This window comes from Nocardia suismassiliense, from assembly GCF_900269665.1.
GTDB classification, from domain to species: Bacteria; Actinomycetota; Actinomycetes; order Mycobacteriales; family Mycobacteriaceae; genus Nocardia; species Nocardia suismassiliense.
The window spans coordinates 4,186,767-4,213,369 of sequence record NZ_LT985361.1 but is presented as its reverse complement, the minus strand read 5'-3'; the positions used below and the strand labels follow the sequence as shown (position 1 = coordinate 4,213,369).

The window sequence follows — 26,603 nt, the reverse complement described above, 5'->3', positions numbered from 1 at the left end:
CGGTCGTTTGCCGGCTACTTGCCCCGAGACGAATCCGCTTCTCGAATAGCGCCGGTCGGACAATTTCTGATGGCAACCTCGAGCTCGGACAACGCAGCGGATTCGCGGCGAACACGCGCTTGATCGGGTGCGACCGGCTCGAACGAGTTCGGATACGTCCCGAAGCACAGTCCGGTGCCCATGCACGACTTCCGGTCGACGTAGAACCGGCGCCCTTCCATGGAATTAAGCTCCGGCATCCGAATCACCTTTGTTGACACGAAGTTTGCGGGGGCTACGCGTCACCATGCCGATGATCCAGGTGAGTTCGTCGATATCATCGGCCAGCGTCAGATCGGGGAAAGCGCGCGCGAGACCACGCAGTGCCAGCCCCAATTCCCACCGTGCCAGCCAGGCGCCGATGCAGAGATGCGGCCCCGAGCTGAATGTCAGATGCGGTACCGGAAGATCGGCTTCGGTGTCTATTTTCGACACGGGACAATGGAATTGCGGGTCGTGGTTGGACGCCACTACATCAATGGCGACCACGTCACCCCTGCGGAACTGCACCCCGCCGACGACGATATCGGACTTGGTATACCGCAGTGGCCCAGGCCGATGCTTTCGATCGCCCAGTGGAGTTATCCGCAGCAGATCCTCTACGATCCGCTCCATCTTCTCGTCATCCGCTGTGCGCAACGCCGCCCACGCTTCCCGGTCATAGGCCAGCAGATAGACGAGGAAGTTCCCCAACATCGACATCGTGGTTTCGTGGCCCGCCATGATCAGGACACAGACGAGGGTGGTCAGCTGACCTTCGGGTATCGTTCCGTCGTCGCGTTCCATCAGGTAGCTGATCAGATCGTCGCCGGGCTCGGCACGCCGGGCCGCCATGAGTTCCCTGGCCCAATCCTTGAACTCCGCGTTGCTCTGCTGGATGTCATCGAGCGTAACGCCCTCGGTCGTCAACGAGATCTCGCTCCAGCGCAGCATGTCCGACTCACGCGCGGCGGGCAGCCCCATCAGCCTGGTGATCACCGAGACCGGCAGCGTATGGGTGAATTCCGCGATCAGGTCGAAACCGTCGGGCAGTTCGTGCAACGACGAGACATACTTCTCGACGACCGATTCGATCCACGGTCGCCAGAGCGCGATGGCCGAGGGCGTGAATGTTCGCTGCAATAAACCGCGGAGGCGGCGATGGTCGGCGCCATCGAGATTCGTCAAATTATCCGGGTCTTCGATCATGTTCGGCGAGGGAACGAGATCGGGCAGCTCACCGGAGAACAGATCGGCTCGACCGAAGCTGGGGTCCGCGAATACCTTTCGGGCGTCCTCGTAACTGGTGACCAGCCAGCATTCCGGCCCGGCCGGGAGTTTGAATTTCGTCGGCGGCGCGTTCTTCCTCTTCGTGGACAAATGTGTCGGCTGCACGTGTCTCCCCTTCCCTGGATGGATATCGAATCCGTCTGGCGTGCGATATTTTCGAAGCCCCCGTCCGCATGCGATGTCAGGCCATCGCGATGCGAGAAACGCTGGGGCGCAATAGGATTCGGACTGATTGCTGTCTTGTCGCCCCTTCTTCGGACATTACGTCAGGTAATTAACAAGTGCAACGGCTCGCCTGCGGCTGTGATCCACGTCACCGAAGATCAACTGCGGCCGTGGTGACATGGCGGAACAGCAGCACACAGGTGCACCAAAGCGCCTCCGCGCGAACACATTTCGGACATACCGGGCACCGCAGCAGTTGCCCCGAGCAAGCGCTTGGTTGTAGCCTGGGCCCACTGCTGACAGCGTGGGGAAGGTGGCGGTGTGCGAACTCTCGAATGTGACGTCGATGCGGCGTGGATCGATATCAACAACCATATGAACGCCCAGTACTACGGGATCGTGGTCTATCGCGCCCATGCCGCGTTCACCGACGCCCTCGGCCTCGGCGACGAGTACGTCCGGACAACCGGATTCGGGAAAGTCGTCGTGCAGACCGCCATGACCTACGAACGCGAGGTGCTGCACGGGTCACGGCTGGCCGTCGATTCCTGGTTACTGGGCGTGGATGCCAAGCGGCTGCATTTCTTCCATGAGGTACGCAATCTCAGCGACCGAGCGCGGGTGGCGGTATCCGAACAGCTGGACCTGCACGTCGACCTCGGGACGAGGAGAACCGCGGCGATGCCGGACGACGTCCGCGCCCGGCTCACGCAGTTCGCTGCCGAACAAAGGGAGGCAGGCGGCCATCCCGACGGAGTAGGGCGCACGATCAGATTCCCCCGGGGCCGACTATCGATGTGAGCGACCTACCCCGTGCAATGCGAGCTGGAAGTACTTGTCCGACAGCTCTTTCGGAGACCTGCCACAGCCCGGTCGGTACCACCGGACCGCCGACCAGACCGCATCCCGCAGGTACTTGTAGGTCATGTCCACGTCGAGGTCCGCCCGCAGCAAGCCGAGCGCTATGCCGCCCCATAGCAGCTCGGTCCAGTTCCGATGGAACTCAAGCTCGTAATCGTCGAGATAGGCGAACTTCGCCGACCGCGCGGACAGCTGGGCCGCTTCGGCCTGATAGATGACGACTGCGTCGTGGTGGGTGAAGATCGACTCGAACGAGGCGGCAAGGACGAGCCGGAGGGTTTCCACCGGGTCGAAGCCGCTGACCTTGATGTCGCTGTAACGACCGAACAGGTCCTCGAGGAATTCGCGGAGAATCTCGCCCACCATCGCGTCTTTCGACTCGAAGTGGCAGCAGACGCCGCCGGGGAGGAGGCCGGCGGCCGCACCGATATCCCGGATCGTGGTGGCTTCGAATCCCCGCTGCGCGAACATTCGCGCGGCTGTTCGCAGCAGCTCCGTTCGCCGGTCGAGGACTGAAATGTCCATCGCCACAAGGGCATCACAGTGCAGTTCTTCGAAGGTGTCGGACATGATTCCCCTCCAATGGTCCGAAACAGCTGGTGCGCATCCCCCGCCATGTGCACGCAATGCGAAGTGCCACAACAGATTCGAGAACACACGCCCCACCGGAACGGTGGTTGTATCCAACCTCCCATACCGGTGGTGGGTCGATCAATGCGTGATCACGACACGGTCATGAAGGTGGACTGAACGATTGGGGGTACCGGTGATCGAACGGCACGAAGTGGAAATCTTTCTCACCTTGGCCGAGGAGTTGCATTTCGGACGCACGGCCAAGCGCCTACATCTGTCACCGTCGGCGGTGAGCCAGACCGTCGGAAAGCTGGAGCGGCGCATCGGAACTCCGCTGTTCCATCGCACGAGCCGGCACGTGAAACTGTCGGAGATCGGTGCGCAGCTGTATCAGGACCTGCTGCCCGCCTGGTCGCAGGCGCAGGCCGCGATGGCGCGGGCCATCCGGGCGGGCCAGGGCGGCGAGCACGCCTTGGACATCCTGTTCATCAGCATCGGCGGCGGACATCTGCTGACCACGGCCGCCGACGAGTTCCGTCGCCGGTCGCCGCACTGTCAGGTGCGCATCCGTGAGGCCCAGCTGGCCGACGTCATGCAACGACTGCGCGCCGACACCGCGGACGCGGCCTTCATGCCGTACCCGGTGACGGATCCGGATATCGTCGCCGGGCCGGTCCTGATCACCGAACCTCGGCTGCTCGCCGTCGCGGCCACGCACCGCCTCGCCGGGCGGCCGGATATCTCCCTGGAGGAACTCGCCGACGAGCAGCTGCTCCGCATGCCGACCTCGATGCCGGAATCGGTTCGGCTGGACCGGAATCCGGTTTACACCCCGGCGGGGCGACGGATCCCGCAGGGCGAGGTCTCGGAAACCTTCCTGGAGCTGATGATGCTCGCGGCAGCCGGCAAGGGCGTGGTCATCGTCTCCGCGCACACCGCGCTGTTCCATGTCCGCCCCGACCTGGCGTATGTGCCGATCCGGGACGCCGGGCCACTCCAATGGGGGCTGGTATGGCGCGCCGATCGGGACACCGCGCTATTGCAGAGCTTCGGTGAAGTGTGTTCCGTCATCGCTTCCGATGATCCGCTGGCGCGGTGATCGGCGGCGCTCACGCTCTCGGTGGCACGTGTCCTGATCGAGTGGTCGAGTTGAGATCAGTTGAGGGACTTCAACACTGCGCGGTCGAAGGCGGTCGTCTCATCGAGGCGGCCCTGCAGCGCCTTGGTGGCCCAGTCGGGATTGGCCAGCAGCGCCCGGCCGACGGCGACGAGGTCGAACTCGTCGCGTTCGAGGCGATCGAGCAACTGATCGATGCCCGCGACGGCGGCCTGCTTCTGCCAGCCGCCGGCACCGACGAACTCCTGGTCCAGTCCGATCGAGCCCACGGTCACCGTGGGTTTGCCGGTGAGCTTCTTGACCCAGCCGGCCAGGTTGAGATCGCTACCGGCGAATTCGGGCAGCCAGTATCGGCGGGTCGAGGCGTGGAAGGCGTCCACACCCGCGTCGACCAGTGGCGCCAGGAGCTGATCCAGCTCGCCCGCGCTCGCCGCGATCTTGGCCTCGTAGTTCCCGGACTTCCACTGGGAGAGCCGGAAGAAGAGGGGGAAACCGGGCGAGACGGCGGCACGCACGGCCTCGACGATCTCGACGGCGAACCGGGCCCTGGACGCGGGGTCGCCGCCGTAGCCATCGGTGCGCTGGTTGGTGCCGCTCCACAGAAAGCTGTCGATCAGATAGCCGTGCGCGCCATGCAGTTCGGCGCCGTCGAAGCCGAGGCGTTCCGCCGCTGCCGCCGCCTCGGCGAACGCGGCGACCGTCTCGTCGATATCGCGCTGCGTCATGGCTTTTCCGGTCGCCTCTCCGGTCAGCCCCACCGCGGACGGGCTTTCGGCGGGCGGCTCGGTCGCGGTGCGCGCCACTCCGGTGTGCCACAGCTGCGGAATGATTTTTCCGCCCGCGAGGTGCACCTGTTCGACCACGTTCGCCCAGCCGGCGAGCGACTGTTCACCGTAGAAGTGCGGCACGTTGTCGTAAGCGCCGGCCGCCGGCCGGTTGATGTAGGTGCCTTCGGTGACGATGAGACCCACGTTGTTGGCCGCCCGGCGGGCGTAGTACTCGGCGACGTCGGCCCCCGGAACGCCGTCCGGCGACATATTGCGCGTCATCGGGGCCATCGCGACCCGGTTCGCAACGGTCAGGTCGCCGACCGTGAACGGGCGATCCAGCAACCGCCGGATCCGAGTGGTGTCTACTACCGAGGTCATATCGTCTCCGAAATCGGCGCCGAGCCGGTGACTGCACCGTGGTCGGCCGCGGTATGGGGAAGAGCAAGGGGGCCGCTCGAGCCGGCAGATAGTTGAGCAACTCAAGCAACTCATCGACAGTACATCGGAGAGTGTTTGAGTTTGTCAAGCATTCCGCCGAGCGGCGGGGACGCGAGAACCCGCTGAGAAACTTGAGTTCGTCAAGTATTGGGCATACCTTTGCACTGTGCCACACTCCTCGCCACCGGTCGCGCCGACCGCACTCGATGTCATGGCGACCCTCTCGGAGTTCTGCCGCGTCTACCAACAGGACTTTCTCGCTGCGGCGCAGAGCTTGGACCTGACCTACAGCCAAGCCAAGCTGGTCTGCCTGCTGGCCGAACCGCGAGCAATGCGTGAACTGGCCGGCGACCTGTCCTGTGACGCATCGAACATCACCTTGCTCATCGATCGACTGGAACAGCGTGGACTGGTCGAGCGGCACATCGACCAAGCCGATCGCCGCGTGAAGAAGGTCGTCGCGACCGCCGAGGGCGCCGCGATCGCCGAGCAGCTGCGCGAGGGGATGCACGGCGTCCGCGCGGCGCTGGGAACCCTCACCCCGGCGCGCCGACGCAGCCTGCAAAGCATCCTCGAGCAGATGCACACCCACATGACAACCAGCCCGGACTGACCTGCCCCTGAATTCTCGCCTGTTACCAGTACTCTGAATCGTTCACCTGCGGGAACGGGTGTCCGGCCGGACGGAGGACCGACTACAGCATGAGCGACGAGCAGCAAATCCTCACCCCCGGCGAAACCTGCTGGCAGATCGCCCGGGCCGATCGGCTGGCGTGCATTGTCGATGCGGCGGACTATTTCCGCTATGCCAAGTCCGCGATGTTGCAGGCGCGCAAGCGCATTGTGCTGATCGGCTGGGACTTCGATACCCGGATCAAGTTCGAACCGCACGGCAAGACCCTCGAAGGACCTGATCGGCTGGGCAGATTCCTGTCCTGGCTGCCGAAAGTGCGACCGGACCTCGAGATCTACCTGCTGAAATGGAACGTCGGCGCGTTCGCCGCGATCAGCCGCGGGATGACACCGATCTTCGTCGTCAATTGGATCACCGATCGGCGGTTGCACTTCGAAATGGACGGCGCGCACCCGCTGGGTTCGGCGCACCATCAGAAGATCGTGGTGATCGACGACGCGCTCGCGTTCTGCGGTGGCATCGACATGACCGTCGACCGCTGGGACACCGGCGACCACCGCGACGACAACCACTACCGCACCAAGCCGAACGGCAACCGGTACGGACCGTGGCACGACGCGACCACCGCCGTCGACGGTGCCGCGGCGAAGGCGATCGGCGAATTGGCCAGGGCCCGGTGGAAAGCAGCGACGGGACAACAATTGGCTGCGGTCGACGACATCGCCGGGGACACACCGTGGCCCGACGGGCTGGAGCCGACGATGCGGTCCGTGGATGTGGGTATCGCGCGCACCCTCCCCCAGCTCGCCGACCGCGCTGAGGTCAGAGAGATCGAGGCGTTGTATCTGGCGGCGATCGCGGGCGCCACGCGGTCGCTGTACATCGAAAGCCAGTACCTGGCCTCGCGCACCCTCGCCGAGGCGATCGCCACGCGGCTGCGCGAGCCGAACGGTCCGGAGATCGTGCTGGTGCTGCCGCGGCACGCCGACGGCTGGCTCGAGCAACTGGCGATGGATGGTGCTCGCCGCCGCTTACTGCACCTGTTGTGGAAGGCCGATACCGAGAACCGGCTCGGCGTCTACTACCCCGTCACCGACGCCGGCACCCCGATCTATGTGCACGCCAAGGTGCTGGTGATGGACGATCGACTGCTGCGGGTGGGATCGTCGAACCTCAACAACCGTTCGATGGGCTTCGACACCGAATGCGATCTGGCCGTGGAGGTTACCCCCGCCACCGCGAACGGTGACCAGCTGCGCGAAACCATCCTCGGCATCCGGCGCCAGCTCATCTGCGAACATCTCGGTGCCGAACCCGCGAAGTTCGATGCCATTCTGACTGAGACGTCGTCGCTGCTGCGCACGGTTGAGGCGTTGCGCGGCGACGGCCGCACCCTGGTGCGATTCGAGCCGGCGACCGTCGAGGACGAGGACAGCCCGCTGGCGGAGAACGAACTGATGGATCCCGAACACACGCCACCGAGCCTGTGGGACAGGCCATTACTGAGCCGGGGTATCCGCAGATTCAAGGCGGCGGGGGCGGCACGCTGACTTCCGCCATCGGCTGCCGGTTACTGTTCGGTGGAAGGTTGCGACGGTTGGAGAGGGGTTCACGGCAATGGAGGCAGCACAGGAGCCTGACGCCTCGCTCGATGCGATCGACCGGGCGGATGTCGCAGCGATCGCTGCGGGACTGCGGCAGCAGGGGGCAGGCGTTCTCGGTGAACAAGCCCGTGCGGCAACAGTTTTCGGTGAGCCCGTCACTGCCGAGGGCATCACAGTTATCCCCGTCGCGCGCGCACGTATTGGATACAGTCGCACCGGATCCAGCGACGGAGCCGAAGGTGGCGGTGCAGACGTACGCGCCATGGGCTACATCGAAATCCGCGGCGGCACAGCCCGTTACCGTTCGATCGGCAACCGAGGGAGCCGAGCCATCACAGCACTGCTCGCGCTCGCCTCAGGACTCGCCGCTTCGAGAATCATTCGCGTCCTGCACAAGGATTCCCGCCCCTCGCTCTGATCAAGTCAGCCGGCTCCCGCTGAGCAGCCCGGACTGACCCACCCGCGCCGCCGACGGTTCCGTGCGATGCTGCCGGTGTGGAGATCTGGGAGCACGGCGGCAATTTGTACGAGGTCAGCTCGTACTACTGCCTGACCGACGACGCCTGGATCTATGCACTGCAAGGGATTACCGGCCCGCCCGGCACCGGGCCGCACCTCGATGTCAGCATCGCGGACGAGACTCCCGACGAGGGCCTGTTCGTCCCGAAGTCTCAGCGCGACGTTGTGGTCAGCTTCGGGCCTGGGTCGATCCCATGGCTGGTCCTGCGCCGGTTCCGCGACTATGTGCAAGCCTCCGGAGATATCTTCGCCAAGAACCAATCCGCTGAGGTGGTCGGCGATATCAGGCGGACCAATAACGCCTGGCACTACGGAGACCAGCGATTCGAGGTCAACTCGTTCTACTTCAGCGATCGCGACGCATGGTGCTACGAACTCTGTGTTCCGGACCCGGATCCCAACGCCAACCACTACCTGGACGTTATCGTCCCGGACCGCACACCGAACGGCCCGTTCACTCCGGCCACGGTTGACCGGGTGGTGCTGACCCCGCACGGCGAGATGAACCTTCCCTGGCCCTTGCTCACCCACTTCATGAGGGCGCTGGAGTCGGCCGAGGACATCGCGACCTAGACGCCCTGCAGAACTGAGCTCGCGGACCACTGCTCGGACGAGATCGGCGGTCGGTCACGCCTCGCGCAAGATTGCGCCTCGACAAGCGCCTGAAGGTCGGATATGCAGCCGAACGTAAGCGATCGGTTCGGCCTCGAAAGACACTCGGGCAGTAGCGTTCCCGCTCCGAAGGCCAGCCACAGCGGCAATCGCGCTACGCCGCCGCAATGTCCCGTCCCGCGGGCCGCTCATCGTCGAGCGGGACATCAGGGCACGGCCACTCGCGCTTCGCCGCCGCCATGTCCCGCCCGGCGGGCCGCTGACCACCGAGCGGGACATCAGGACGCGGACCCCGCGCTTCGCCGCCCGTCCTGTCCCGTTCCGGTGGGCTGCTCATCGCAGAGGGGGACGTCAGGGCGCGGCTACCCGCGTTTGCCGCCGCCATGTCCCGTCCGGCGGGCCGCCGATCACTGAGCGGGACGTCAGGGCGGGGCCACTCGCGCTTCGCCGCCGTCCTGTCCCGTCTGGCGGGCCGCTGACCACCGAGCGGGACATCATGGCACGGCCACTCGCGCTTCGCCGCCGTCCTGTCCCGTTCCGGTGGGCTGCTCATCGCAGAGGGGGACGTCAGGGCGCGTCTACTCGCGTTTGCCGCCGCCATGTCGCGTCCGGCGGGCCGCTGCCCACCCAGCGGGACGTCAGGGCGCGGTTACTGGAGTTTGGCGGTGCCATGTCCCGCCTGTCCGGCGATGCTGGAAGGCGCGCCGCAGCGAGCGTCTGCTGACTCGCATCGTTTCTCGGGACGTGTGTGGGTCCGGCAGCGTCTTTCGGGCGCGGGCGCGGGCGCGGGCGCGGGCGCGGGCGAAGTGCACACCCGAGCCTCGGTATGAACGCCCTTCCACAGCAACGCTATTGGTGGCCGAGTACTGGGTGCGGACGGTACGGCGCTTGCAGTGTGGCGATCTCCTTCTCGCTCAACCGGATCGGGACCGCGGCGACTGCATCCTCGAGGTGTCGGATCTTGGTTGCTCCGACGATCGGCGCGGTCACCCCGGGGCGGCCGAGTAGCCAGGCGAGGGCGATCTGGGCGGGTGGGAGGGCACGTTCGGCGGCGATCTCGCGTACCGCGTCGACTACGTCGAAGTCGTCGTCGGTGTACATGGCGTCCGCGATGGGGTCGGTGCCGGAGCGCACGGTGGTCTGGCCGCCGCCTCGTTCGCGGGAGCCGGTGAGCAGGCCGCGGGCCAGGGGGCTCCAGGGGATGATGCCGACGCCCTGGTCGCGGCAGAGTGGGATCATTTCGCGCTCTTCCTCGCGGTAGGCGAGGTTGTAGTGGTTCTGCATCGAGATGAATTTGGTCCAGCCGTGGGTTTCGGCGACGTGCTGCGCTTTGGCGAACTGCCAGGCGAACATGCTGGAGGCGCCGATGTATCTGGCTTTGCCGGCGGCGACGACGTCGTACAGGGCGTGCATGGTCTCCTCGATGGGAGTCTCGTTGTCCCAGCGGTGGATCTGATACAGGTCGACGTAGTCGACGCCGAGCCGGTCGAGCGAGGCGTCGATGGCGGACATGATGTGCTTGCGGGACAGGCCTTTGTCGTTCGGGCCGGAGCCCATCGGGAAGTAGACCTTGGTGGCCAGCACGTAGTCGTCGCGGCGGGAAAACAGCTGGGCGAGCAACCGGCCGGTGATCAACTCGCTTGCCCCGTCGGAGTACATGTCCGCGGTGTCGAAGAACGTCACGCCCGACTCGACGGCCTGCCGCACGATCGGTGCCGCGGCATCCTCGTCGAGCATCCAGGCCCACGAGTCGGGGCTGCCGTAGCTCATCATGCCGAGGCAGATCCGGGACACGGTGAGACCGGAGGTGCCCAACCGGCGATACTCCATCGTTACTCCTTGCTTTCTTGGTGGATCAGGACACCGCCGGCGATCAACGCGATGCCGGTCAACTCCTGGAGGGTGGGTATCTGGGTGAGCACCAAGATGCCGATCACCGTCGCGACGGCGGGCAGGATGCTCAGCATCAATGCGAAGGTATGGCGGCGCAATCGGGCCATGGCGAGTTGGTCGGTGACATACGGGATGACCGACGAACAGACGCCGACGCCCACGCCGGCCAGCAGCGCCGCCGGGCTGGTGAGGGCGGGGATGGCCGCGCCGAGGCAGAACGGTGTCGCGACGACTGCGGCGATCAGCATCGCGGCGGCGAGCTGGTCGACGCCGGACAGTCCCTCACCGGTGTTCGCGATGCGGTGACCGAGGACCACATAGAGCATGAACAGCGCGCAGTTCACGAAGGCGAAGACGAAACCCCATGGCGCACCGGCCAACTGGATGTCGACCAACGTGACCACTCCGGCAATGGCGAGCACGAGAGCGATCCCGTTGCGCCCGTTGCGTATACCAATCGCGGCGAGCACGATCGTGCCGAGGAATTCGATCGCCCCGACGGTGGCCAGCGGCAGCCGGTCGATGGCCAGGTAGAACGTCGCGTTCATGGTCGCGAGCACCACACCGAGCCCGAGCAGTACCCACCGCTGTTCCGGTGTGAGCCGACGAACCAGCCGCCACGGTTTACGCCATACCGCGAAAACCACTGCGGCGGCGGCGATTCGCAGCCAGGCCACGCCGAGCACGTCCACGCGGGCGAACAGCAGCACGGCGAAGGCGGGCCCCAGATAGTGGAAAATCGCGCTGATGCCGAAGTAGGCCGACGCCGGCACCCGCGGTGCGGTTCGCTGCGTAGCGAGCCCGGACGGTGTTGTCATGCGGAGTATCTTCCTAAGAAACACCGGTCACCGGAATGGCACTTTCCAGGAAGAAGGCGTGAGTTGGCTGGAAAACCGAGGCAAAATGGCCAAGATTCCTTTACCGAGCGATCACGGCTGCTGGACGCGGTGAACGTGCGGCTGCTCAACGAGCTGCACGCGGATCCACGGCTGTCCATGTCCGAGCTCGCCCGCCGCGTCGGTATGTCAGCGCCCGCGGTCACCGAACGGGTGCAGCGACTGGAACGCGACGGCGTGATCACCGGCTTCCGGATGGAGGTCGACCCGGCCGCCCTCGGCATGCCGGTGACCGCCCTGGTGCGCATCCGACCCGGGCCCGGCCAGCTGCCGAAAATCGTTGCGGCGGCTCGCGATACACCGCAGGTGGTGCAGTGCTTCCGCATCACCGGCGAAGACTGCTTCCTCCTCCAGGTGCACGGGCCGTCGATCGCTCAACTCGAGGAGATACTCGACGGGTTCCTCATGTTCGGGCAGACGACCACATCGATCGTCGTCGCCGAGCCGGTGCCGCGGCGACCACTGCCCATCCCGTCATGAACCGGCGTCAGTGCGGAATGAGGCAGTGCGGACGTGGATTCGGGCGTGCCGACAGATGCGCTTCGATGACCTGCACCACCTGGTAGGCGTGCTCGGTCTGCGCAAGCAGCGGTAGGTATTCGACGCTGTGGGCGAGCGCCGGAAGATCGATGGTCAGGTACATCGCCATCAGTGGATTCACGAACAGTTCGGTGCCGTTGGTGCGGGTGGTGGCGTGCACATCGCCGAATTCGCCGCGCAACGCGTCCGCGATCTGGGAGTGAACGATACTGGGGCGCAACGGGGTATCGGTCACGGAGTGCCGGACGGCGGCGAGGTAGGCCGCGCCCTCCGGGCTGTCCGGCGGTATGGAGAGTGCGCCGAGAAACGCGTTCTGGCGTTGCAGTGCAGCGAGATTCTCCAGTACGTGCGCGTGGCAGACGCCGTGATAGGTGTCGATACCGAAGCCGACCGACACCACGAGGCGGTCGATGTCTGCCAGCGCCGCGGCGGCCGCGAGGCTGGTCATGTCCTCGTGCGGTGTGCCGAGCGCGGCCTCGTCGCCGCGGAGCAGGATGTCGGTGCCGCCGTCGATCAGCACCAAAGCGTCGGCCCGGAGGTGATCGATCAGCGCCCGGTACGCCGCCAGCAGAGGTCGGACGCCGGATTTGGGGAAGGCGTAGATAATCGGTGTGCGACCGGTGCTCGCCAGCCATCGTGCCAGGGTGCGTTCGGGGAAGTAGTCGTCATTGCCGTCGATGTCGGGATGCACGGCGGCGACTCCCGGCGCAAGCCAGTCATCGATCGGGGTGCGGCGTAGGTCGCTGAACGACAGGTTCGCCAGGAACACCTCCTTGCCGAGCCCCTCGAGCGCCACGGCCAGCGGCAGGCCACCGTATACGTCGAATCCGCCACCCGCCCCGGCTATCAGCACCCTGGAGGCTTTCCGCAGGCGGGTGAACAGCGGCGGCTCGACCAAGCTGAACGAAGACACACAGCCATCATGGCGACGGCGACGAATTGGTGCCATGAGGTTTTCACGCGGCAACACCACCGAGTGCCAGAATTTGTCGCCTTACCGCGACTTGCGTTGTGGCATAACCTTTTACGGACGCAGGGGGTTTACCAGCCGCCCTCGAAGAAGGCCAGGAGGGCGGGGGCCGAGTCGGCGGCGGTGGACGTGTTCACCGCGGCGATGACGAGTAGGGCCAGCGTCACCACCGTGAAGAGCGCGCCGAAGGAACCCCAGACACGCCGGGATCGTCTGTCCGACAGGGTCGTTCGCGCGAACGCTGTCCATGACGCGATGCTCATCGCGATGAGGACGAGGGCTGCGACGGCGGCGATCACGGCCATGGCCACGTGGTAGCGCGCGAAGTCGCTGATCATCACGTCGAGGGCAGGCGAGGTTCGGCCACCTGCGCTCAGGGAGTCGGCGAGTTGCAGGCGGATCTGGTCGAGCGTGTCGGCGAGCAGTCCGTCGGGTGCGCCGGTCGTCAGCATCGGCAGCAGTGCGGAGAAGGGGGCTACCGCACCCTGGATGTTGGCCATTACCAGCACCAATGAGGCGAGTGCGAGCAGCGTGACAAGTCCGCCTGCTGAGGCGAGAGCCGGGCTGTTTCGGGTACCCCGCAGGAATGCCCGCCAGAGCAGCACGGCGAGTGCGACGAGCACGATCAGCAAAACGGCTGCTATCAGGGCTTTGACCACGTGGTAGCGGAACCAATAATCGACGACATCCGATAAGGCAGGCGGGAAGTCCCGGTCGCCGGAACTCCAATATTCGACGAACGCCACGCGAAGGGCTGCGCGAAGGCTGCTTTCATCGCCGAAGCTTTCGCTCGAGCCGTTCGCCGCCAGCTTGCCCGGAGCAGCGACGAAAGCGGCCACCAGACCCACGGCGAGCGTGCCGAGCACGGCGACCGAACGACCGGAGATGCCGGTGGACCGCGCAGCGTTTGCGGACACGCGCGCCTAAACCAGCTCGATCTCGTCGAACCCCACGGTCAGACTGTGCCGCCGCTCCCGGAGCACATTTCCTTCCCGGTGGACCGCGCCCTCACCGAAGTCGATGCGCAGCTTCGCGCCACCGGTGTCGACCGCCCGGACCACCGCGCAGACACCGCTGAACGGCCCCTCCGGGAAGTAGACGACGTCACCTGGCGCATATTCGGTAAACCCCACGTCGTCAGAGTAATCGAACTGCGGACCCGGCAGCGGGACCCGCAGCTCAGCCGAGCACCTCAGGATGCGCCGGTCAACCAGTTCCGCACGCGACCGATGCCGGAGCGTTTGGGTCGACGTGGCGGATCGAACCAGTCGGGCAACGGTTCGCGTGCGGCGAGCCAGTACTGCGGCACTCCGGCGGTACCCGTGTAGGCAGCGACGATTCCGCCCACGATGGCGCTGGTGGTGTCGATATCTCCGTCTGCCGCAATGCATGTCGTGATCGCGGTCCGATAGTCGTGCAGATGTGTTGCGGCGACCCACATCGTGAACGGCACGGTGTTCTGCGCGGTGACCCGAGAACCGTTGCCCAGTTCGGCCGCGGCCTCGGCTACGGAGGCGCCGAGCAGGGCGCGGGCACGGTGAATCAGGCGGGTCGTCTCACCGTCGTCTAGGTGGCCGAGCACGGCGGTGATGAATTCCGCTGGCGTGGGCCGAGTTCCGTTCAACCGGGCGTGCCCGGCTTGCCCGGCCGCAAGCGCCACCGCGACCGTGCCGAGCACACCTTCACGATGCATATGGGTCACCTGGGCCGACCGGACCGCTTCGGCGACAATTCTTTTCGGGTCCCCGGCATAGAAGGCGCCTAGCGGGGCGACCCGCATGGCGCCACCGTTGCCACAGGAACCCTGGTTGTCGTATGCCGCGCCGGACACCTCCCGCCAGTGCACACCCTGCTGAATACGCCGCAACGTGCTGACGGCGATGAAGCCGTACTCACGGCGCGGGTCGAACCGTCGCGCGAACGCGGCGGCCAACCGATCCTGGTCGATGCCGCCGTGCCGGCCGAGTTCGGCGACCACGGAACAGGCCATTTCGGTGTCGTCGGTCCACCCCCACGGGCCGGCCGGGAGGTTGTCGGTGCCGAGATCCGGAATCGACCGTCGCATGACGGGAAATTCCGCACCCAACGCGTCCCCCACGGACAGCCCGTCCAGTGAATCGAGCATCAAGTCGATATGCATCGCGTCCGATGGTAGCCGTGGCGGAGGCGGCCGCCTCGGCTGGTGGCCCGCCCGTCAGAGGGTGGGTGGGCCTTGGTTGATGCGCCGCATGATCGGCGCGAGGCGGTGCAGGGCGTCGGTGGTCATCAGCTGACGTTCGTCCCACCAGGTCGCGCCCGCCTCGGCGAGTGGGGCGATCAGGTCTCGCGCCTTGTCGGGATCGCCCGGACTGACGCCGCCGACCACGACCTCGAATGGCTTGTCCTGATGTTCTTTTCGGTGTTCGTGCACATAGGTGACGACATCACGCAACTCATCGACGGGTGGTACATGCCCGTGGCTCGCACCGGTGAACAGGGGCACGACGCCGTCCCAACGCGCGGCTCGGCGGAACGGACGCCGACGGGGCCAGAACCCGCCGATCCAGACCGGCGGACGGGGCTGCTGCGTCGAGGCAGGCAGCAACGTGACGTCCCGGACCTCGTAATGCTTGCCGAGATGGTCGACTCGTTCACCGGACCAGTAGCGCTGCAACAATTCCAGACCTTCGTCGAGTCGCTCGGCGAGCACAACGGGATCGGTCGGCTCCCCGAAACTGCCGAATTCATCCGCAACCGGGCCACCGAGGCCCGCGCTGAAAATAACCCGGCCGCCACTGAGCGAGTCCAACGTCGCCACCTGACGAGCAAGTTGCTCCGGCCGCCGCCGCGCCACCGGCGTGACCAGCGTACCCAGCCCGATCCGGGACGTCGCCAACGCTGCCGCGGTGAGCAGCATCCACGGATCACCGAACGGCTGCCCCCGCCGTTCCACCTTGTCGTGCACCACGTGGTCCCAGATGAACAGTGCGTCCCAGCCCGCCTGTTCCGCCGCCACAGCCGCCATCGCCACCGTCCTGGCATCGGCGAAGTCCCCGAAGTTCGGAATGTTGATCGAGAAACGCATACCGGAATAGTGCTGGCCCGCACGCATACCCCGCAATGGAATTGAATTCCGCGACAGCGCTACCCGCCCGGAATGGGAGCACTCCCCCGCACTGGCGAAGCATGGCGCGACTGCTGTACCAGCTTCGAGACGGTCCGGCTCGGCCATGGCGGCCGCCGAGTTCTGTCGGTGGCCCATGCCAAGGTGAGCGCGTGATCATGAACGGCGAGCACGCCACCGACCTACTGCCCGCCGACCTGACGCCATGGTCGACGACCATCGTCGATGGCGACCTGCACACCGCGAAAGCGCTCGTCTACGACCCCTGCGGGTTCGCCTGCTCCCAACCGATCCCCGAAGCAGAGAGCGCCGCGTACGCCGCCCACTCGTTCACCGTCGACGGCCGCTCGATCCGGTTCCGCGCGGCCAAGACGACCCCCACCAAAGTCGGGCAATTCGTCACCGTGTGGAAGCGGTCCCCGGGTGGGCCGATCCAGCCTTTCGACCATACCGATCCCATCGACCTCTTCGTCATCAGCACTCGGGAGCGAGACCAGTTGGGCCAGTTCGTGTTTCCCACACAAGTGCTGCACGAACGCGGAGTCCTCGCGACGGCGGGCACCGGTGGGAAACGGGCCTTCCGCGTCTATCCGCCGTGGGCGCACACCACCAACCGGCAGGCGGCCGGTGCGCAGGCATGGCAGCTGGAGCACTTCCTGCCACTGCACCGCGACAAACCGCTCGATGCGGCACGGGCCCGGATGCTCTATCACCGATCAGCGAAAAGTTGACTGGCAGTGTGCATCTGCTGCCGCGAATCGCCCTAGCCACCGGCCGGGGAGTCGAGTTCGCCGGTGCGACCTGTGGATTCGGGTACCGTCTGCGGCCGTCATGGCGGAGCGGCTCCACGGTGCGGGAGGGTTCGGGTTGTCAGAGAGTGGAGTTTCGCGGCGCCGTCTGATGCGCGGCACCTTGGTCGCTTCCGGCGCTTTCGCGGCGGCGGCGTGTGCGCCGACCTCCTCCGAGAGCGCCGGACGTGAGCGCAGTGCGGTGCTCGCGCGGCAGTTGCTCGGGGTCGATGAGCACGGAAACGACCGCACGCTGGACTATCTGAAGATCCTCATCGATAGCGGTCTGCCCGCGACGGACAGGCGTAAAAGGATCATTGTCGTCGGCGCCGGGCCGGCCGGGTTGAGCGCGGCGAACCTGCTGGCCGAGGCGGGACATCAGATCACGGTGCTGGAGGCCAACGGGAATCGAACAGGTGGGCGGGTCAAGACATTTCGCGGCGTCTTCACCGATCCCGCCCTGCACGCCGAGGCGGGGGCGATGCGGTTGTCCAGTGCGCACCCGATGGTGTTGGCGCTCGCGGACAAGCTCGGGGTGCTGCGCAGGCCGTTCTACAACTCCGACGTGCTCGTGGAAACGCCCACTCCCCCGGCTCCCCCGGTGTTCTATCGATCGCGCACCGGCGAGGAGTGGTCCAACGGGCCGAGGCAGCGTTACGTGCCGCCGCCCTCGGCTGGGCGCGGTCTGCTCAGGGTCAACGGAATGACCACCACCCGAGGGGAATACGCCGCGAACCCGGGCGCGGTGCACGCGGGCTTCGGCTGCGGGTTGACGACCGCCAGCCGTCAAATCCTCGGTGCCGCGTTGCGTCAGGTCGCGCTGTCGGCCGACCAGCCGATCGAGCGGCAGGTCGAGGGGTGGACCGAGTTGCTGCACACCTACGAAAACCATTCCCTGCGGCGCTATCTCAGGGAGCAGGGCTGGCCGAAGGAGCGTATCGAGGCGGTCGGCACGCTGGAGAATCTGACCGCCCGGCTGCGGCACAGCGTCGTCTTTCCGCTCGTCGATCACACGCTCATCCCCTCCGATGCCACCTACTGGGAACTGGCGGGCGGCATGGCCTCGCTCACCGACGCCCTGACCGCGCGGCTCGGGCCCGCCATCCTGATGGGTAAACGACTGACCCGGCTGGAACAGACCGAGCACGGCGTGCGGGTCTGGACCACCGGCGAGACCGGCGACGAAAGCTCCGACGGTCAGCCGACCGGTCCGGTCGAGTCGTTCGAGGCCGATTACGCGATCGTGGCCATCCCGCTCACCGCCGCCCGGTTCTGCACCTTCGACCCCCCGCTGTCCTACGGCAAGCGCCGGGCCATCATCGAACTGCACCACGACGCGGCGACAAAAGTGCTGCTGGAGTTCAAGACTCGGTTTTGGGAACAGGGACCGACCGGGTTCCGCGGCGGCCGCTGCGTCACCGATTCGCCGAGCCGGAACCTCTATTTCCCCTCGCACGTCGAGGATTCCGACGGCGGCGTGGTGCTGGCGTCCTACACCTTCGCCGACGATGCGATGCGCTGGGATTCGCTCACCGAGGGTGAACGCATCCACTTCGCGATGGCCGGGCTGCGCGAACTCTTCGGCCCGCGCGTGGACACCGAATTCACCGGCGTCGGCCTGACCCAGAGCTGGGTGCGTGCCCGCTACGCACTCGGCGAGGCCGCCATCCCCACCCCCGGCCAGCTGCACGACCACCACGGCGCCACCCGAACGGTCGAAGGCAGAACACATTTCGCCGGCGACCACACCAGCCTCGACACCGCATGGATCGAAGGCGCCCTGGAGAGTGGCGTGCGCGCCGCGGTCGAGGTCCATCGACGCTGAGTGGCCCGCCGCTGTCGTATTGTCGGCAGCGTGAGTCCGGAAGCGCCCGATGTCCTCGAACAGAGCCGGGAACGGGTCAGGCAAGCGCACGAGATCCTCGGCCGGTTGCGGCTTTTCGAGCGCTGGCAGGAGTTCGGGTCGCCGGTCCTGGTGGGCGCGGTGGCCTGCGAGTTGGCGCTGGCGCCCGATATCGACGTCGAGATCTATTGCGACACACCACGGATCGAGGATGGCTTCACCGTGTTGCGGGACTGCGCGATGCTCGACGAGGTGCGCAAGGCGCGGTTCGGTAACCACCTGGACGACGCCGACGAAGGGCTGTACTGGCGGCTCGACTACCGCGCCGCCGACGGCACCGACTGGAAGATCGACATGTGGGCGCTGGCCCGCGACCACCCCGGGCCGTGCGCCGCGCAACTGGTGCGTCCGCTGCGCGACGCGCTGACCCCGGAAACCCGGCGCACGATTCTGGAGCTGAAGTCGCTGATGCAGCGCGGAGCGATCCCGCGGTGCCCATCCATCGACATCTACCGCGCCGTCATCGATGGCGGGCTCCGTTCCGGCAGCGACCTTTCCGAGTGGGTGGCGGCGCACCCGCGCAATGACCTCACGTTCTGGCAGCCCGGTTAGTGGCAGGCCGAATCTGTCGGTGGGGTCTGGCAGGGTGGGTTTCGACCACACGTGCCTGCTGATCGGTTCGGCGGGGAAGCTGGAGGGGAATGATGACCGACATCGCGAACGGGACGGACGAGGCGCAGATCCGGGGCGTGATCGATAAGTGGGTGGCGGCGTTCCGAGACCGCGATGTGGACGCGGCCATGGCGATCCATTCCGCGGACACGGTGTCGTTCGATATCGTGCCGCCGCTGCGCTTCGTCGGAACCGACGCCTATCGCAAACCGTGGGAGGAGACGTTCCAGAACTTCGCCGGCCCGATCAATTTCGAGATCCGCGACCTGGACATCACCATCGGCGGCGACCTCGCCTTCAGCCGCAGCCTCAACCGGATGATGGGCACCATGGCCGACGGCCAGCAGACCGACCTCTGGTTCCGCTGGACCGCCTGTTTCCAGAAGCGCGACGGACAGTGGCTCATCGTGCACGACCACACCTCGGCACCAACGGACTTCGCCACCGGAGCCGCAGTCCTGGACCTCACCCCGTAGTAGCGACCAGCAACTCGGCGGCGGGGGTTGCGCACGGCGTGGCGGCCGAAACGGTGGGGCGGTGTGGCGCGATGGGGACAGTATGCGTACCGACCTCACTTGCGGTGAGCGGCGGCAAGCCGTACGAAGGCTGGTCGCCCTCTGCCATCTGATGAATCAGCTGGTCGATTTGGCGGAAGGGGAGTCGTCGGAGGCGTTGATCGCGCAGGCGCATGCGACGCGCCGACTATTACAGGATCTCGTGCTCGACATGGTGGCGACGGCCGACTCCGAAGGCTGAGGCGACCAGGTCGCCGATATTGCTTCGGCGTGCCGTCAATCCAGACGGGGGACCAAACCGAACGTAGATGTGTAGGCATCGTTGTTTCGGAATGAGGTCACCATGGCACACCTGAGGTCCGGTCCAGCCCGGCCCCTGCATGCAGCGCCGTCCGCACAACCGTCGCGGCACACCTCACTCGGCCAAGGCCGTGCGCCAAGACCAGGTGTCGGTGTACTGGTGCAACGCACTGATTTTCCCATCCGAAATGTGCCAGACGTGCGCGAACTCGGCATCCACCGCCTTGCCGGTCGCGCGCGCCGTGCCGCGGTAATGCCCCGTGACGATCACGGCATCGTCCTGCGCCTCGTACCAGGTCTCGGCGAACGGCGCGACCTCGAAGTCACCGAACACCGGCCCCCACACCCCGTTCAGCGCGGCCATCGGACCTTCCGGCGCGGTGTCGGTGACGCTGGGCATCCCGGGTGCGATGCGGGCCGTGAACCGCGGGTGCAGCGCGTCGAGGATCGCGGCCGCGTCGTCGGATTGTGTTGCCAGATAGAACTTTTCTACTACTTCCCGATTGCTCATAAATCCATATTAGAGGGATCGTTCTATATCAGCCAGCGGGGTGGCGGTGATTCAAGGCACAACTAGGCGTGCGCGAGATCGGTTGTGCAGCAGGCCATGACCGCCGACACGGCCGTAGCATTCGCGCGGCGTTTGCGGTGCCGCGTTGACACCGTGCGGCTATCATTTAGTTAATCGTTCGGTATACCGGGGGTCGGGTGGTAGCCGAGAGCAGCTCGGCGAGTCATGACAAGGCAGGGGTTGAGTGGCCACGATCGCGCAGTTGAGGGCAATTCTCGCGGTGCTGCATATCGACCCGGGCGAGATGGATGTCCCCGCGCACAACGACACTGCGGTCGAACGCGCCAAACTGGCGGCGCTGCTGCAACGGGTCTTCAGCAGTGAACTGCGCACCGCGGTCACCAACGCGCCGGATCAGAACGAGCTGGCCAGGCGCTGGACCGCGGCGAGCACCCAGCCCGCGCTGGACGGCGAAAACGCCACCGAACAGGCCCATTTCGACGCGCACTGGCTGCACAACCGGATCGACGCGCTGGCTCCGCGCGACACCTCCGACCAGGCCCCGGTGCTGCTCGACGCCGCGGCCAGGGCCGCCGAGGCCGCGCAGGTGCTGCTCTCACTGAGCAGCGGCAACCCGCACGGCGACGGCACCGAACCGCTCTGGCAGACCGCGCTCGACGATCTGGCGTCCGCGTTTCACCTGATCAACGACGAACACAACGCGATCACCCAGCCGATCGAGTAGCGCGTCAACTGCGGCCGACTTTGCTGTGGTTGAGCCGGAACTTGAACAGGGCGACCAGTCCGCCCGCGACGCCGACGGCGAGCAGGATCAGGCACGGCTTGACGATGTCGCCGAACCCGGCGCCGTGCAGGATGACGTCCTGATATCCCTTCAGCGCCCAGTACTGCGGCGTGTACGGCGACAACGCGCGGGCCCAGGCGGGCAGGGTGTCGCGCGGGGTGATCGTGCCGGCGAGACCACCGATGGCCAGCGAGCCGACCTGCGCCATGATCGCGAGCTGATCGATGGTCCGGCACAACGAGACCAGTGCGATGCCGAACCCCCAGGTGGCGACGGCGAGCGACGCGGTGAGCGGAACGAGCAGCCAGGTCGAACCCTTGCTGTGCAGGTCCCACAGCGTGAACGCGACCAACCACAAGAAGGTCAGCTGGAACACCGAGAACAGCACGGACGGGAACGACTTCCCGAGGATCACCTCCACCGCGCGGACCGGCGCGGCCCGCAACCGATCCCAGGTCCCCCACTCGTGTTCGCGGAAGAACGAGGCGCCGAGCAGGGTCGTGATGAAGAACGCGAACAGCACGATCGTGCCCGGTCCCGACTGTTCGATGCCGGTGGCGTCGAAGTATCCGGTCAACCGCAGCTGCGCCCGGTTCGCGGGTGTCAAGAACGCCATCATGCCGATGGGCAGCACCATCATCACGATCAGCTGGGCCGGGTCGGAACGGATGCGGCGCAGATCCGCCCAGGACAACGCGCGTACCCGATCGACGGCAGAGTCATGCAACAGCATCTCGGATTCCTTCCACGGGCTGGTCGACCGCGTCCTGCGCCGCGCGCATGATCGCCAAGTAGGCGTTTTCCAGATTGGGGTGATGGATCTCCGCGGCCAGCAGCTGGTCGGTGTCGGTGTCCAAGGTGGCAAACAACTGCGCGAGCAGCTGTCCCGGGGTGTTGGTCGGGATGTTCAACCGCTTCGACTCCAGCACCGCGGCGCCGGGCGCGGCGAGGAACCCGCCGAGGCTCGCGGGGATGGCCGCCGAGAATTCGAGGCTCACCGCCGCCTGCGCGTACTGCTCCACCAGAGCCGCGGCACTGCCCTGCGCCAGGATCCGGCCCTCGTGCAGCACGACCACACGCGCGTCGAGCACCTCGAGTTCGGGCAGATAGTGCGTCGCGTACACGACGGCGGCACCCTGATCGGCCAGGTTGCGCACCTCGGCGAGCAGGTCCTGGCGTGCCGAAACATCGGCGCCGACCGTCGGTTCGTCCAGCCACAGCACATCCGGCTCGTGCAGCAACGCCATCGCCGTGTGCAGTCGCCGCTGCTGGCCACCCGAGAGTTGGTGCGCCCGCGTCTGTAAGAAGGGTGTGACGCCGAGCCGCTCGCCGACCTCGGCGATGCGGGCCGTGAGGTCCTTGCGACCGACGCCCATCAGCCTGCCGAAGAAGATGAGGTTCTCCTCGGCGGTCAGTGTCGGGTACACGCCGAGTTCCTGCGGCGCGAGGCCGAGTTTGCGCCGCGCCTGACGTGGTTTGCTGCGGATGTCGATGCCGTCGATGCGCACCGTGCCGGAATCGGCGGCGGTCAGACCGGAGACGATCGAGGCCGTCGTGGTCTTGCCCGCGCCGTTGGGGCCGAGCAGTCCGACGATCTCGCCGGGCCGCACGGTCAGATCGATACCGGTGAGGACCTGTTTCTTACCGTACGACTTGTTCAGGTCGGCGATCTCCAGCATCCCGCACCTCCTCACTCAGAATTGGCCATGGTGCGCCCCAACCGGCGGCGCCGAGCACCGAGACTTCCCCGGCGACAACGTCTTGCGCGGAGAACGCGTTGACGATGTCGGCGGCGACCGGTGCGATGGGATTGCTCACGGCACGTCCGCCCGGCGTGTTCGTCAGGTCGGTCCAGAGTCGCGGTGGCCGCACCACCACGACGTTCCAGGGATGGTGTCGCGCAACGTATTCCGCGAGACCCTCGACGGCCGCCTTGGCCGCCGCGTAGTGCGGCCACCAGCGTGGTGGCGCGAGTACCGCCTCCGAGGAGATCATCACCACCGTCGCCCCTTTGCGGAGCCGAGGCACGCACACCGAGAGCGGGGCGAAGACCAGCCGGGTGCTCGCCGCCATGAACTGTGCGGCGGTCTCGACCGCGTCCGGTGCCAGCGGCAGCGTCGGAATGGCCGGTGCGGCAAGCAGAACCACGCCGTCCAGGGGACCTTCCGGGAGTGCGGCGCCCAGCGCGTAGCCGTCGCTGGCGTCGGCGAGCACCGGCCACAAACGATCCCGGTAGGCGTGTGAGGCCGCCGCGAGCACCTCGGGCGCCCGGGTGCAACTCACCAGCACGCGCGCGCCCTGACTCGCCAAACCCAGGGATACCGCGGCACCGAGCCCCCGACTGCCGCCGACGACCAGGATGGTGCGCCCGGCCAGCGCGTCCGACGGCGGCAGCACCGCGGCGAGTTCGGCCGGGTCCGGGCCGGGCACCGACTCCCTGATCAGACTCTGCACCGTGACATCGGCACTGGCTCCGCAGCGCATGCCCGCGCGCAAGGTGACCAGCCCGGATCGCCGGTCCACCTCAGGTTCGGCGGTCTCGAATGCCACGGCGCCGGAACCGGATCCGTGCAACACCACGGTGCAGGCGACGAGCAGGGCGTCCCGGCCCGGCGTGCACATGCCGGTCCAGTAGCTGGCCCAACCGAGCACCGCCGCAACATGTTCGGGAACACGACCGCCGATGACTCGTGACACCAGACCCGCGATGAGCGGATAGTCCACGGAGTACGATCCGCGCTCCTGGCCGGGTGACTGCGCGGAATCGCCTGCCACATCGGCTAATCCGAGTACTCGCGGGGCGTCGCGGCGCGGTTCGTCCTCGGCGGCGGGACCGCACCACGGCAGCACCGAGCCGAGCCTGCACCGGATGCCGACCACCTCGATGCCGCCGAAGCTGACCCGGCCGCGAGCCTCGCTCTCCGACACCGTCCAGTCGACCTCGTAGCGACGACCGGGGATGGTGGGCTGCCGGAACGTCGCCCGGATATCGCGCACCGCCATCGGATCGGTGGTCTCGGCCAGCGCGGCCAAGGCGAGGGTGACCACCAGTGCGCCGTGCGCGACGGGCCTGCCGTACGGCGAGCGGTGGCCGAAGTCGTTGTCGACGTGCAGCGGGTTCCGATCGCCGACCGCGGCGGCGTAGGTCGCCACATCGGTATCGGTAACCCGGAACACCCTGCTGTTCATGACACCCGCTCCTGCCGTGCGGCCGCCACGATGGCGGCGATCTCGGCTAGCGACGGCTCCGAGGTGAGCGTGCGCTCCGGAAGTTCCACGCCGAAGGCGCGTTCCACCGCGTAGACCAGCCGCACCTGGGCGAGCGAGTCCCAGGTGTCCATGTCCGCGCGCACCGTGTCGGGGCCGTGCGCGGCCGGCTCGCCGACCACCTCGGCGAACAGCTCGAGCAACTGTTCCATCAGATCAGTAGCCATGTTGCACCTGCGCCTCTCGCACATGCGGGCTGCGTGCGGGCACGCCGCCCGAAAGGTCGTAACCGAACACCGACCCCTGCTCGGACTCCGCGTCCAGCGCGAAGCCGTGCCCGGGGTACAGATCGCGCACCAGCGCGTTGCGGGCGGTCGGGAGATACCGGCCCACCAGTCGCGAACTGCCCTGTGCCAGCGCCCATTCGGCGGCGGCGGCCAGCAGATTGTTCTCCACGTTCCGCCCGATCACCCGGCAGCTGAGCAGCAGCGTATCGATCTCGACGGCACCGCCGAGGTCTTCGGCGAGCAGCACACCGACGATGCCGTGGTCGGCGAAGCGGTCCCGCAGGCGCAGCGTGGCCGCGAACCACTGTGGGTCCTCGGCGATCTTGCGGACCTGGGTCTGGGTGTGCCTGCGGGTGGTCAGGTTGAACTGGTTGGTCTTGGCGATCAGCTGCGCGGCCCGGTCGAGGGTGGTGCTGTTGATCGGCTCGATGGTGGCCACCATCTCCAGGCCGGCCAGGAACTCGTCGAGGTTGTCCGTCGCAGTCCGCTCGGCGGCGGCGAGGGCCTGGTAGGAGCGCTGCCTGGTGAAGTCCTCGCTGGACAGCGAGCCCGGGTGCAGCCACGGCAGCGCCGCCAGTTCGGGGGCGAACTTCGCGGCGGCGGCGGGCAGGCACAGCGCGCGCACCTCCGGGTGTGCCGCGACCACCTGGGCGCATTCGGCGGGATTGTCGTCCACGAAGACGAAACTCGACAGGCCGAGCCGGATCTTGTCCGAGATCTCTTGCAGCTGTTCGGATTTGGGCCGCCAGTCGGCGACGATGTGGGTGAAGTCCTCGACCCGCAGCACCATGCCGGGCGCCTCCGCGATGGCACGCAGTGCGAGGTCACGATCGTTCTTGCTGGCCACCGCGAGCAGCACGCCGCGCTCGGTCAGTGCGCGCAGGTAACGCTGGAAGTCGGCGAACGCCTCGCCGTCCGCGCCGGTGCCGACGCGAATGCCGTCGATGCCGTCGTCGCCGAGGATGCCGCCCCACAGGGTGCCGTCCAGGTCGACGACCACGCAGCGCGCCGAACGGCCGCGGTCGGCGGCGATGGTGTCGGCGATGGCCGCGGCGAGCCAGGGCAGGCTGTCCGGTGCGTACGGCTGGCGGACCCGGTACCAGCTGCGCGGGTCTTCCCACTGCCGCAAGCCGACCTGGGCGGCGAGCTGCTCGACGTCGACGAAAAGCACTCGGCCCGCAGCGTGCTCGGCGAGCCGCGTATTGATCTCCCGCACCCGATGGGACAGCGATTGCGGTGCGCGCCAGGCGGCCGGGCCGTAAGCGTCCACCGCGGGCGGCGCGAAACCGAGCTGGACGACCCGGACACCGGAACGAGCGGCCGCGTCCCAGAGGCCGACCCAGCGGTTGACGGTCTCGTCCACCGTGCCGGTGATGTCGTGGTGGGTACCGGCCAGCACCACGTAATCGCCCTCACGGAACGGTGTTTGGGGCGCGAGCAGCACCTGTTCGACCTGACCGAACGGGAAGGACAGCAGTTCCGGCGTCAATCCGGCCCTGGCGCCCGCCACGGGCAGCAGTTCGGCGAGGAAGTCGGTGGTGTAGGTGGCCAGCAGTGCCATCCGCACCGCGACGCCGGGCGTACCCGGTTCGCGCGCAAGCGCTTTCGCCCGCTGCGTCCACGTCACGTAGCCGTCGGCGGGGGAAAGCTGCACTGCCACATCGGTTGCCAT

Annotated in this window: 30 protein-coding genes; 13 read left to right on the top strand and 17 right to left on the bottom strand. The window is 66.8% G+C overall.

Features of this window, described 5'->3' with window-relative positions; genetic code table 11:
* Positions 1–14: 14 nt before the first annotated feature.
* Entirely contained in the window at positions 15–221 is a 207-nt protein-coding gene (locus DBO33_RS44705) for a ferredoxin (protein WP_407670615.1), read from the bottom strand.
* A gap of 4 nt (positions 222–225) precedes the next feature.
* Positions 226–1,413, bottom strand: a complete 1,188-nt coding sequence (locus DBO33_RS18840) for a cytochrome P450 (protein ID WP_107656219.1) — start codon at positions 1,411–1,413, stop codon at positions 226–228.
* A 381-nt stretch (positions 1,414–1,794) separates the two neighbouring features.
* Here DBO33_RS18840 and DBO33_RS18835 point away from each other — a divergent pair, with 381 nt between their 5' ends.
* A complete protein-coding gene (locus tag DBO33_RS18835; RefSeq protein WP_159080359.1) occupies positions 1,795–2,274 on the top strand; it encodes a thioesterase family protein in 480 nt (159 codons plus the stop codon).
* On the opposite strand, the gene DBO33_RS18830 is transcribed toward DBO33_RS18835, so the two are convergent.
* Entirely contained in the window at positions 2,263–2,904 is a 642-nt protein-coding gene (locus DBO33_RS18830; RefSeq protein WP_234390911.1) for a TetR/AcrR family transcriptional regulator, read from the bottom strand. The genes DBO33_RS18835 and DBO33_RS18830 overlap by 12 nt on opposite strands.
* 196 nt (positions 2,905–3,100) lie before the next feature.
* Between DBO33_RS18830 and DBO33_RS18825 the strand changes: the two genes are divergently transcribed.
* Positions 3,101–4,006 carry a LysR family transcriptional regulator gene (locus DBO33_RS18825; RefSeq protein ID WP_159080358.1) on the top strand — a complete coding sequence of 302 codons (906 nt, stop codon included), beginning with the start codon at positions 3,101–3,103 and terminating at the stop codon, positions 4,004–4,006.
* A gap of 56 nt (positions 4,007–4,062) precedes the next feature.
* On the opposite strand, the gene DBO33_RS18820 is transcribed toward DBO33_RS18825, so the two are convergent.
* Positions 4,063–5,172: an NADH:flavin oxidoreductase gene (locus DBO33_RS18820; RefSeq protein WP_107656216.1), complete on the bottom strand. Its 1,110-nt coding sequence runs from the start codon at positions 5,170–5,172 to the stop codon at positions 4,063–4,065.
* A 226-nt stretch (positions 5,173–5,398) separates the two neighbouring features.
* Between DBO33_RS18820 and DBO33_RS18815 the strand changes: the two genes are divergently transcribed.
* From DBO33_RS18815 to DBO33_RS18800, 4 genes are all read left to right on the top strand, one after another.
* Positions 5,399–5,845: a MarR family winged helix-turn-helix transcriptional regulator gene (locus DBO33_RS18815; protein ID WP_159080357.1), complete on the top strand. Its 447-nt coding sequence runs from the start codon at positions 5,399–5,401 to the stop codon at positions 5,843–5,845.
* A gap of 89 nt (positions 5,846–5,934) precedes the next feature.
* On the top strand, positions 5,935–7,416 hold the full coding sequence (locus tag DBO33_RS18810; RefSeq protein ID WP_107656214.1) for a phospholipase D-like domain-containing protein: 1,482 nt from the start codon (positions 5,935–5,937) through the stop codon (positions 7,414–7,416).
* A 67-nt stretch (positions 7,417–7,483) separates the two neighbouring features.
* Positions 7,484–7,888: a GerW family sporulation protein gene (locus tag DBO33_RS18805; RefSeq protein WP_107656213.1), complete on the top strand. Its 405-nt coding sequence runs from the start codon at positions 7,484–7,486 to the stop codon at positions 7,886–7,888.
* A gap of 77 nt (positions 7,889–7,965) precedes the next feature.
* Positions 7,966–8,562 (top strand): hypothetical protein, encoded by a 597-nt coding sequence (locus DBO33_RS18800; RefSeq protein WP_107656212.1) that lies wholly within the window; start codon positions 7,966–7,968, stop codon positions 8,560–8,562.
* Positions 8,563–9,450: 888 nt separating this feature from the next.
* On the opposite strand, the gene DBO33_RS18795 is transcribed toward DBO33_RS18800, so the two are convergent.
* Both DBO33_RS18795 and DBO33_RS18790 read right to left on the bottom strand, forming a co-directional pair.
* Complete coding sequence (locus DBO33_RS18795) at positions 9,451–10,431, bottom strand: aldo/keto reductase (protein ID WP_107656211.1); 981 nt, start codon at positions 10,429–10,431, stop codon at positions 9,451–9,453.
* Between the two features lie 2 nt (positions 10,432–10,433).
* Entirely contained in the window at positions 10,434–11,312 is an 879-nt protein-coding gene (locus DBO33_RS18790; protein WP_107656210.1) for an EamA family transporter, read from the bottom strand.
* Positions 11,313–11,375: 63 nt separating this feature from the next.
* Here DBO33_RS18790 and DBO33_RS18785 point away from each other — a divergent pair, with 63 nt between their 5' ends.
* A complete protein-coding gene (locus tag DBO33_RS18785) occupies positions 11,376–11,870 on the top strand; it encodes an Lrp/AsnC family transcriptional regulator (RefSeq protein WP_234390910.1) in 495 nt (164 codons plus the stop codon).
* Between the two features lie 7 nt (positions 11,871–11,877).
* On the opposite strand, the gene DBO33_RS18780 is transcribed toward DBO33_RS18785, so the two are convergent.
* The 5 genes from DBO33_RS18780 to DBO33_RS18760 form a co-directional block, all read right to left on the bottom strand.
* Positions 11,878–12,843 carry a DUF1152 domain-containing protein gene (locus DBO33_RS18780; protein WP_199856686.1) on the bottom strand — a complete coding sequence of 322 codons (966 nt, stop codon included), beginning with the start codon at positions 12,841–12,843 and terminating at the stop codon, positions 11,878–11,880.
* Between the two features lie 128 nt (positions 12,844–12,971).
* A complete protein-coding gene (locus tag DBO33_RS18775) occupies positions 12,972–13,817 on the bottom strand; it encodes a hypothetical protein (RefSeq protein WP_199856685.1) in 846 nt (281 codons plus the stop codon).
* Positions 13,818–13,823: 6 nt separating this feature from the next.
* A complete protein-coding gene (locus DBO33_RS18770) occupies positions 13,824–14,033 on the bottom strand; it encodes a hypothetical protein (protein WP_107656208.1) in 210 nt (69 codons plus the stop codon).
* A gap of 59 nt (positions 14,034–14,092) precedes the next feature.
* The gene (locus DBO33_RS18765) at positions 14,093–15,040 is read right to left on the bottom strand and encodes an ADP-ribosylglycohydrolase family protein (protein WP_234390909.1); all 948 of its coding nucleotides are present in this window, start codon (positions 15,038–15,040) and stop codon (positions 14,093–14,095) included.
* Between the two features lie 54 nt (positions 15,041–15,094).
* The gene (locus tag DBO33_RS18760; RefSeq protein WP_107660384.1) at positions 15,095–15,964 is read right to left on the bottom strand and encodes an LLM class flavin-dependent oxidoreductase; all 870 of its coding nucleotides are present in this window, start codon (positions 15,962–15,964) and stop codon (positions 15,095–15,097) included.
* Positions 15,965–16,161: 197 nt separating this feature from the next.
* On the opposite strand from DBO33_RS18760, the gene DBO33_RS18755 reads away from it, so the two are divergent.
* The 5 genes from DBO33_RS18755 (at position 16,162) to DBO33_RS42875 (ending at position 20,062) form a co-directional block, all read left to right on the top strand.
* Entirely contained in the window at positions 16,162–16,734 is a 573-nt protein-coding gene (locus DBO33_RS18755; RefSeq protein ID WP_107660383.1) for a MepB family protein, read from the top strand.
* Positions 16,735–16,903: 169 nt separating this feature from the next.
* Positions 16,904–18,616 (top strand): flavin monoamine oxidase family protein, encoded by a 1,713-nt coding sequence (locus tag DBO33_RS18750; RefSeq protein WP_234390908.1) that lies wholly within the window; start codon positions 16,904–16,906, stop codon positions 18,614–18,616.
* 30 nt (positions 18,617–18,646) lie between these two features.
* A complete protein-coding gene (locus tag DBO33_RS18745; RefSeq protein ID WP_159080356.1) occupies positions 18,647–19,246 on the top strand; it encodes a hypothetical protein in 600 nt (199 codons plus the stop codon).
* Positions 19,247–19,338: 92 nt separating this feature from the next.
* Positions 19,339–19,782, top strand: coding sequence for a YybH family protein (locus DBO33_RS18740; protein WP_199856684.1), 444 nt, complete (start codon positions 19,339–19,341; stop codon positions 19,780–19,782).
* A gap of 82 nt (positions 19,783–19,864) precedes the next feature.
* Positions 19,865–20,062 carry a hypothetical protein gene (locus DBO33_RS42875; protein WP_159080355.1) on the top strand — a complete coding sequence of 66 codons (198 nt, stop codon included), beginning with the start codon at positions 19,865–19,867 and terminating at the stop codon, positions 20,060–20,062.
* A 174-nt stretch (positions 20,063–20,236) separates the two neighbouring features.
* Here DBO33_RS42875 and DBO33_RS18735 read toward each other — a convergent pair whose 3' ends face one another.
* On the bottom strand, positions 20,237–20,632 hold the full coding sequence (locus DBO33_RS18735) for a nuclear transport factor 2 family protein (RefSeq protein WP_107656205.1): 396 nt from the start codon (positions 20,630–20,632) through the stop codon (positions 20,237–20,239).
* A 262-nt stretch (positions 20,633–20,894) separates the two neighbouring features.
* On the opposite strand from DBO33_RS18735, the gene DBO33_RS18730 reads away from it, so the two are divergent.
* Positions 20,895–21,377, top strand: a complete 483-nt coding sequence (locus DBO33_RS18730) for a hypothetical protein (protein ID WP_159080354.1) — start codon at positions 20,895–20,897, stop codon at positions 21,375–21,377.
* Between the two features lie 4 nt (positions 21,378–21,381).
* On the opposite strand, the gene DBO33_RS18725 is transcribed toward DBO33_RS18730, so the two are convergent.
* Genes DBO33_RS18725 through DBO33_RS18705 form a run of 5 tightly spaced genes read right to left on the bottom strand, consistent with a single transcriptional unit; the run spans position 21,382 to position 26,603 of the window.
* Positions 21,382–22,170: an ABC transporter permease gene (locus tag DBO33_RS18725; protein ID WP_107656203.1), complete on the bottom strand. Its 789-nt coding sequence runs from the start codon at positions 22,168–22,170 to the stop codon at positions 21,382–21,384.
* Positions 22,157–23,116 carry an ABC transporter ATP-binding protein gene (locus DBO33_RS18720; protein WP_107656202.1) on the bottom strand — a complete coding sequence of 320 codons (960 nt, stop codon included), beginning with the start codon at positions 23,114–23,116 and terminating at the stop codon, positions 22,157–22,159. The genes DBO33_RS18725 and DBO33_RS18720 overlap by 14 nt, the downstream gene beginning before the upstream one ends.
* Complete coding sequence (locus tag DBO33_RS18715; protein ID WP_107656201.1) at positions 23,079–24,626, bottom strand: SDR family NAD(P)-dependent oxidoreductase; 1,548 nt, start codon at positions 24,624–24,626, stop codon at positions 23,079–23,081. The genes DBO33_RS18720 and DBO33_RS18715 overlap by 38 nt, the downstream gene beginning before the upstream one ends.
* A complete protein-coding gene (locus DBO33_RS18710; RefSeq protein WP_159080353.1) occupies positions 24,623–24,871 on the bottom strand; it encodes an acyl carrier protein in 249 nt (82 codons plus the stop codon). Before DBO33_RS18710 ends, DBO33_RS18715 begins: the two co-directional genes overlap by 4 nt.
* Positions 24,861–26,603, bottom strand: coding sequence for an HAD-IIIC family phosphatase (locus DBO33_RS18705; RefSeq protein WP_107656199.1), 1,743 nt, complete (start codon positions 26,601–26,603; stop codon positions 24,861–24,863). Before DBO33_RS18705 ends, DBO33_RS18710 begins: the two co-directional genes overlap by 11 nt.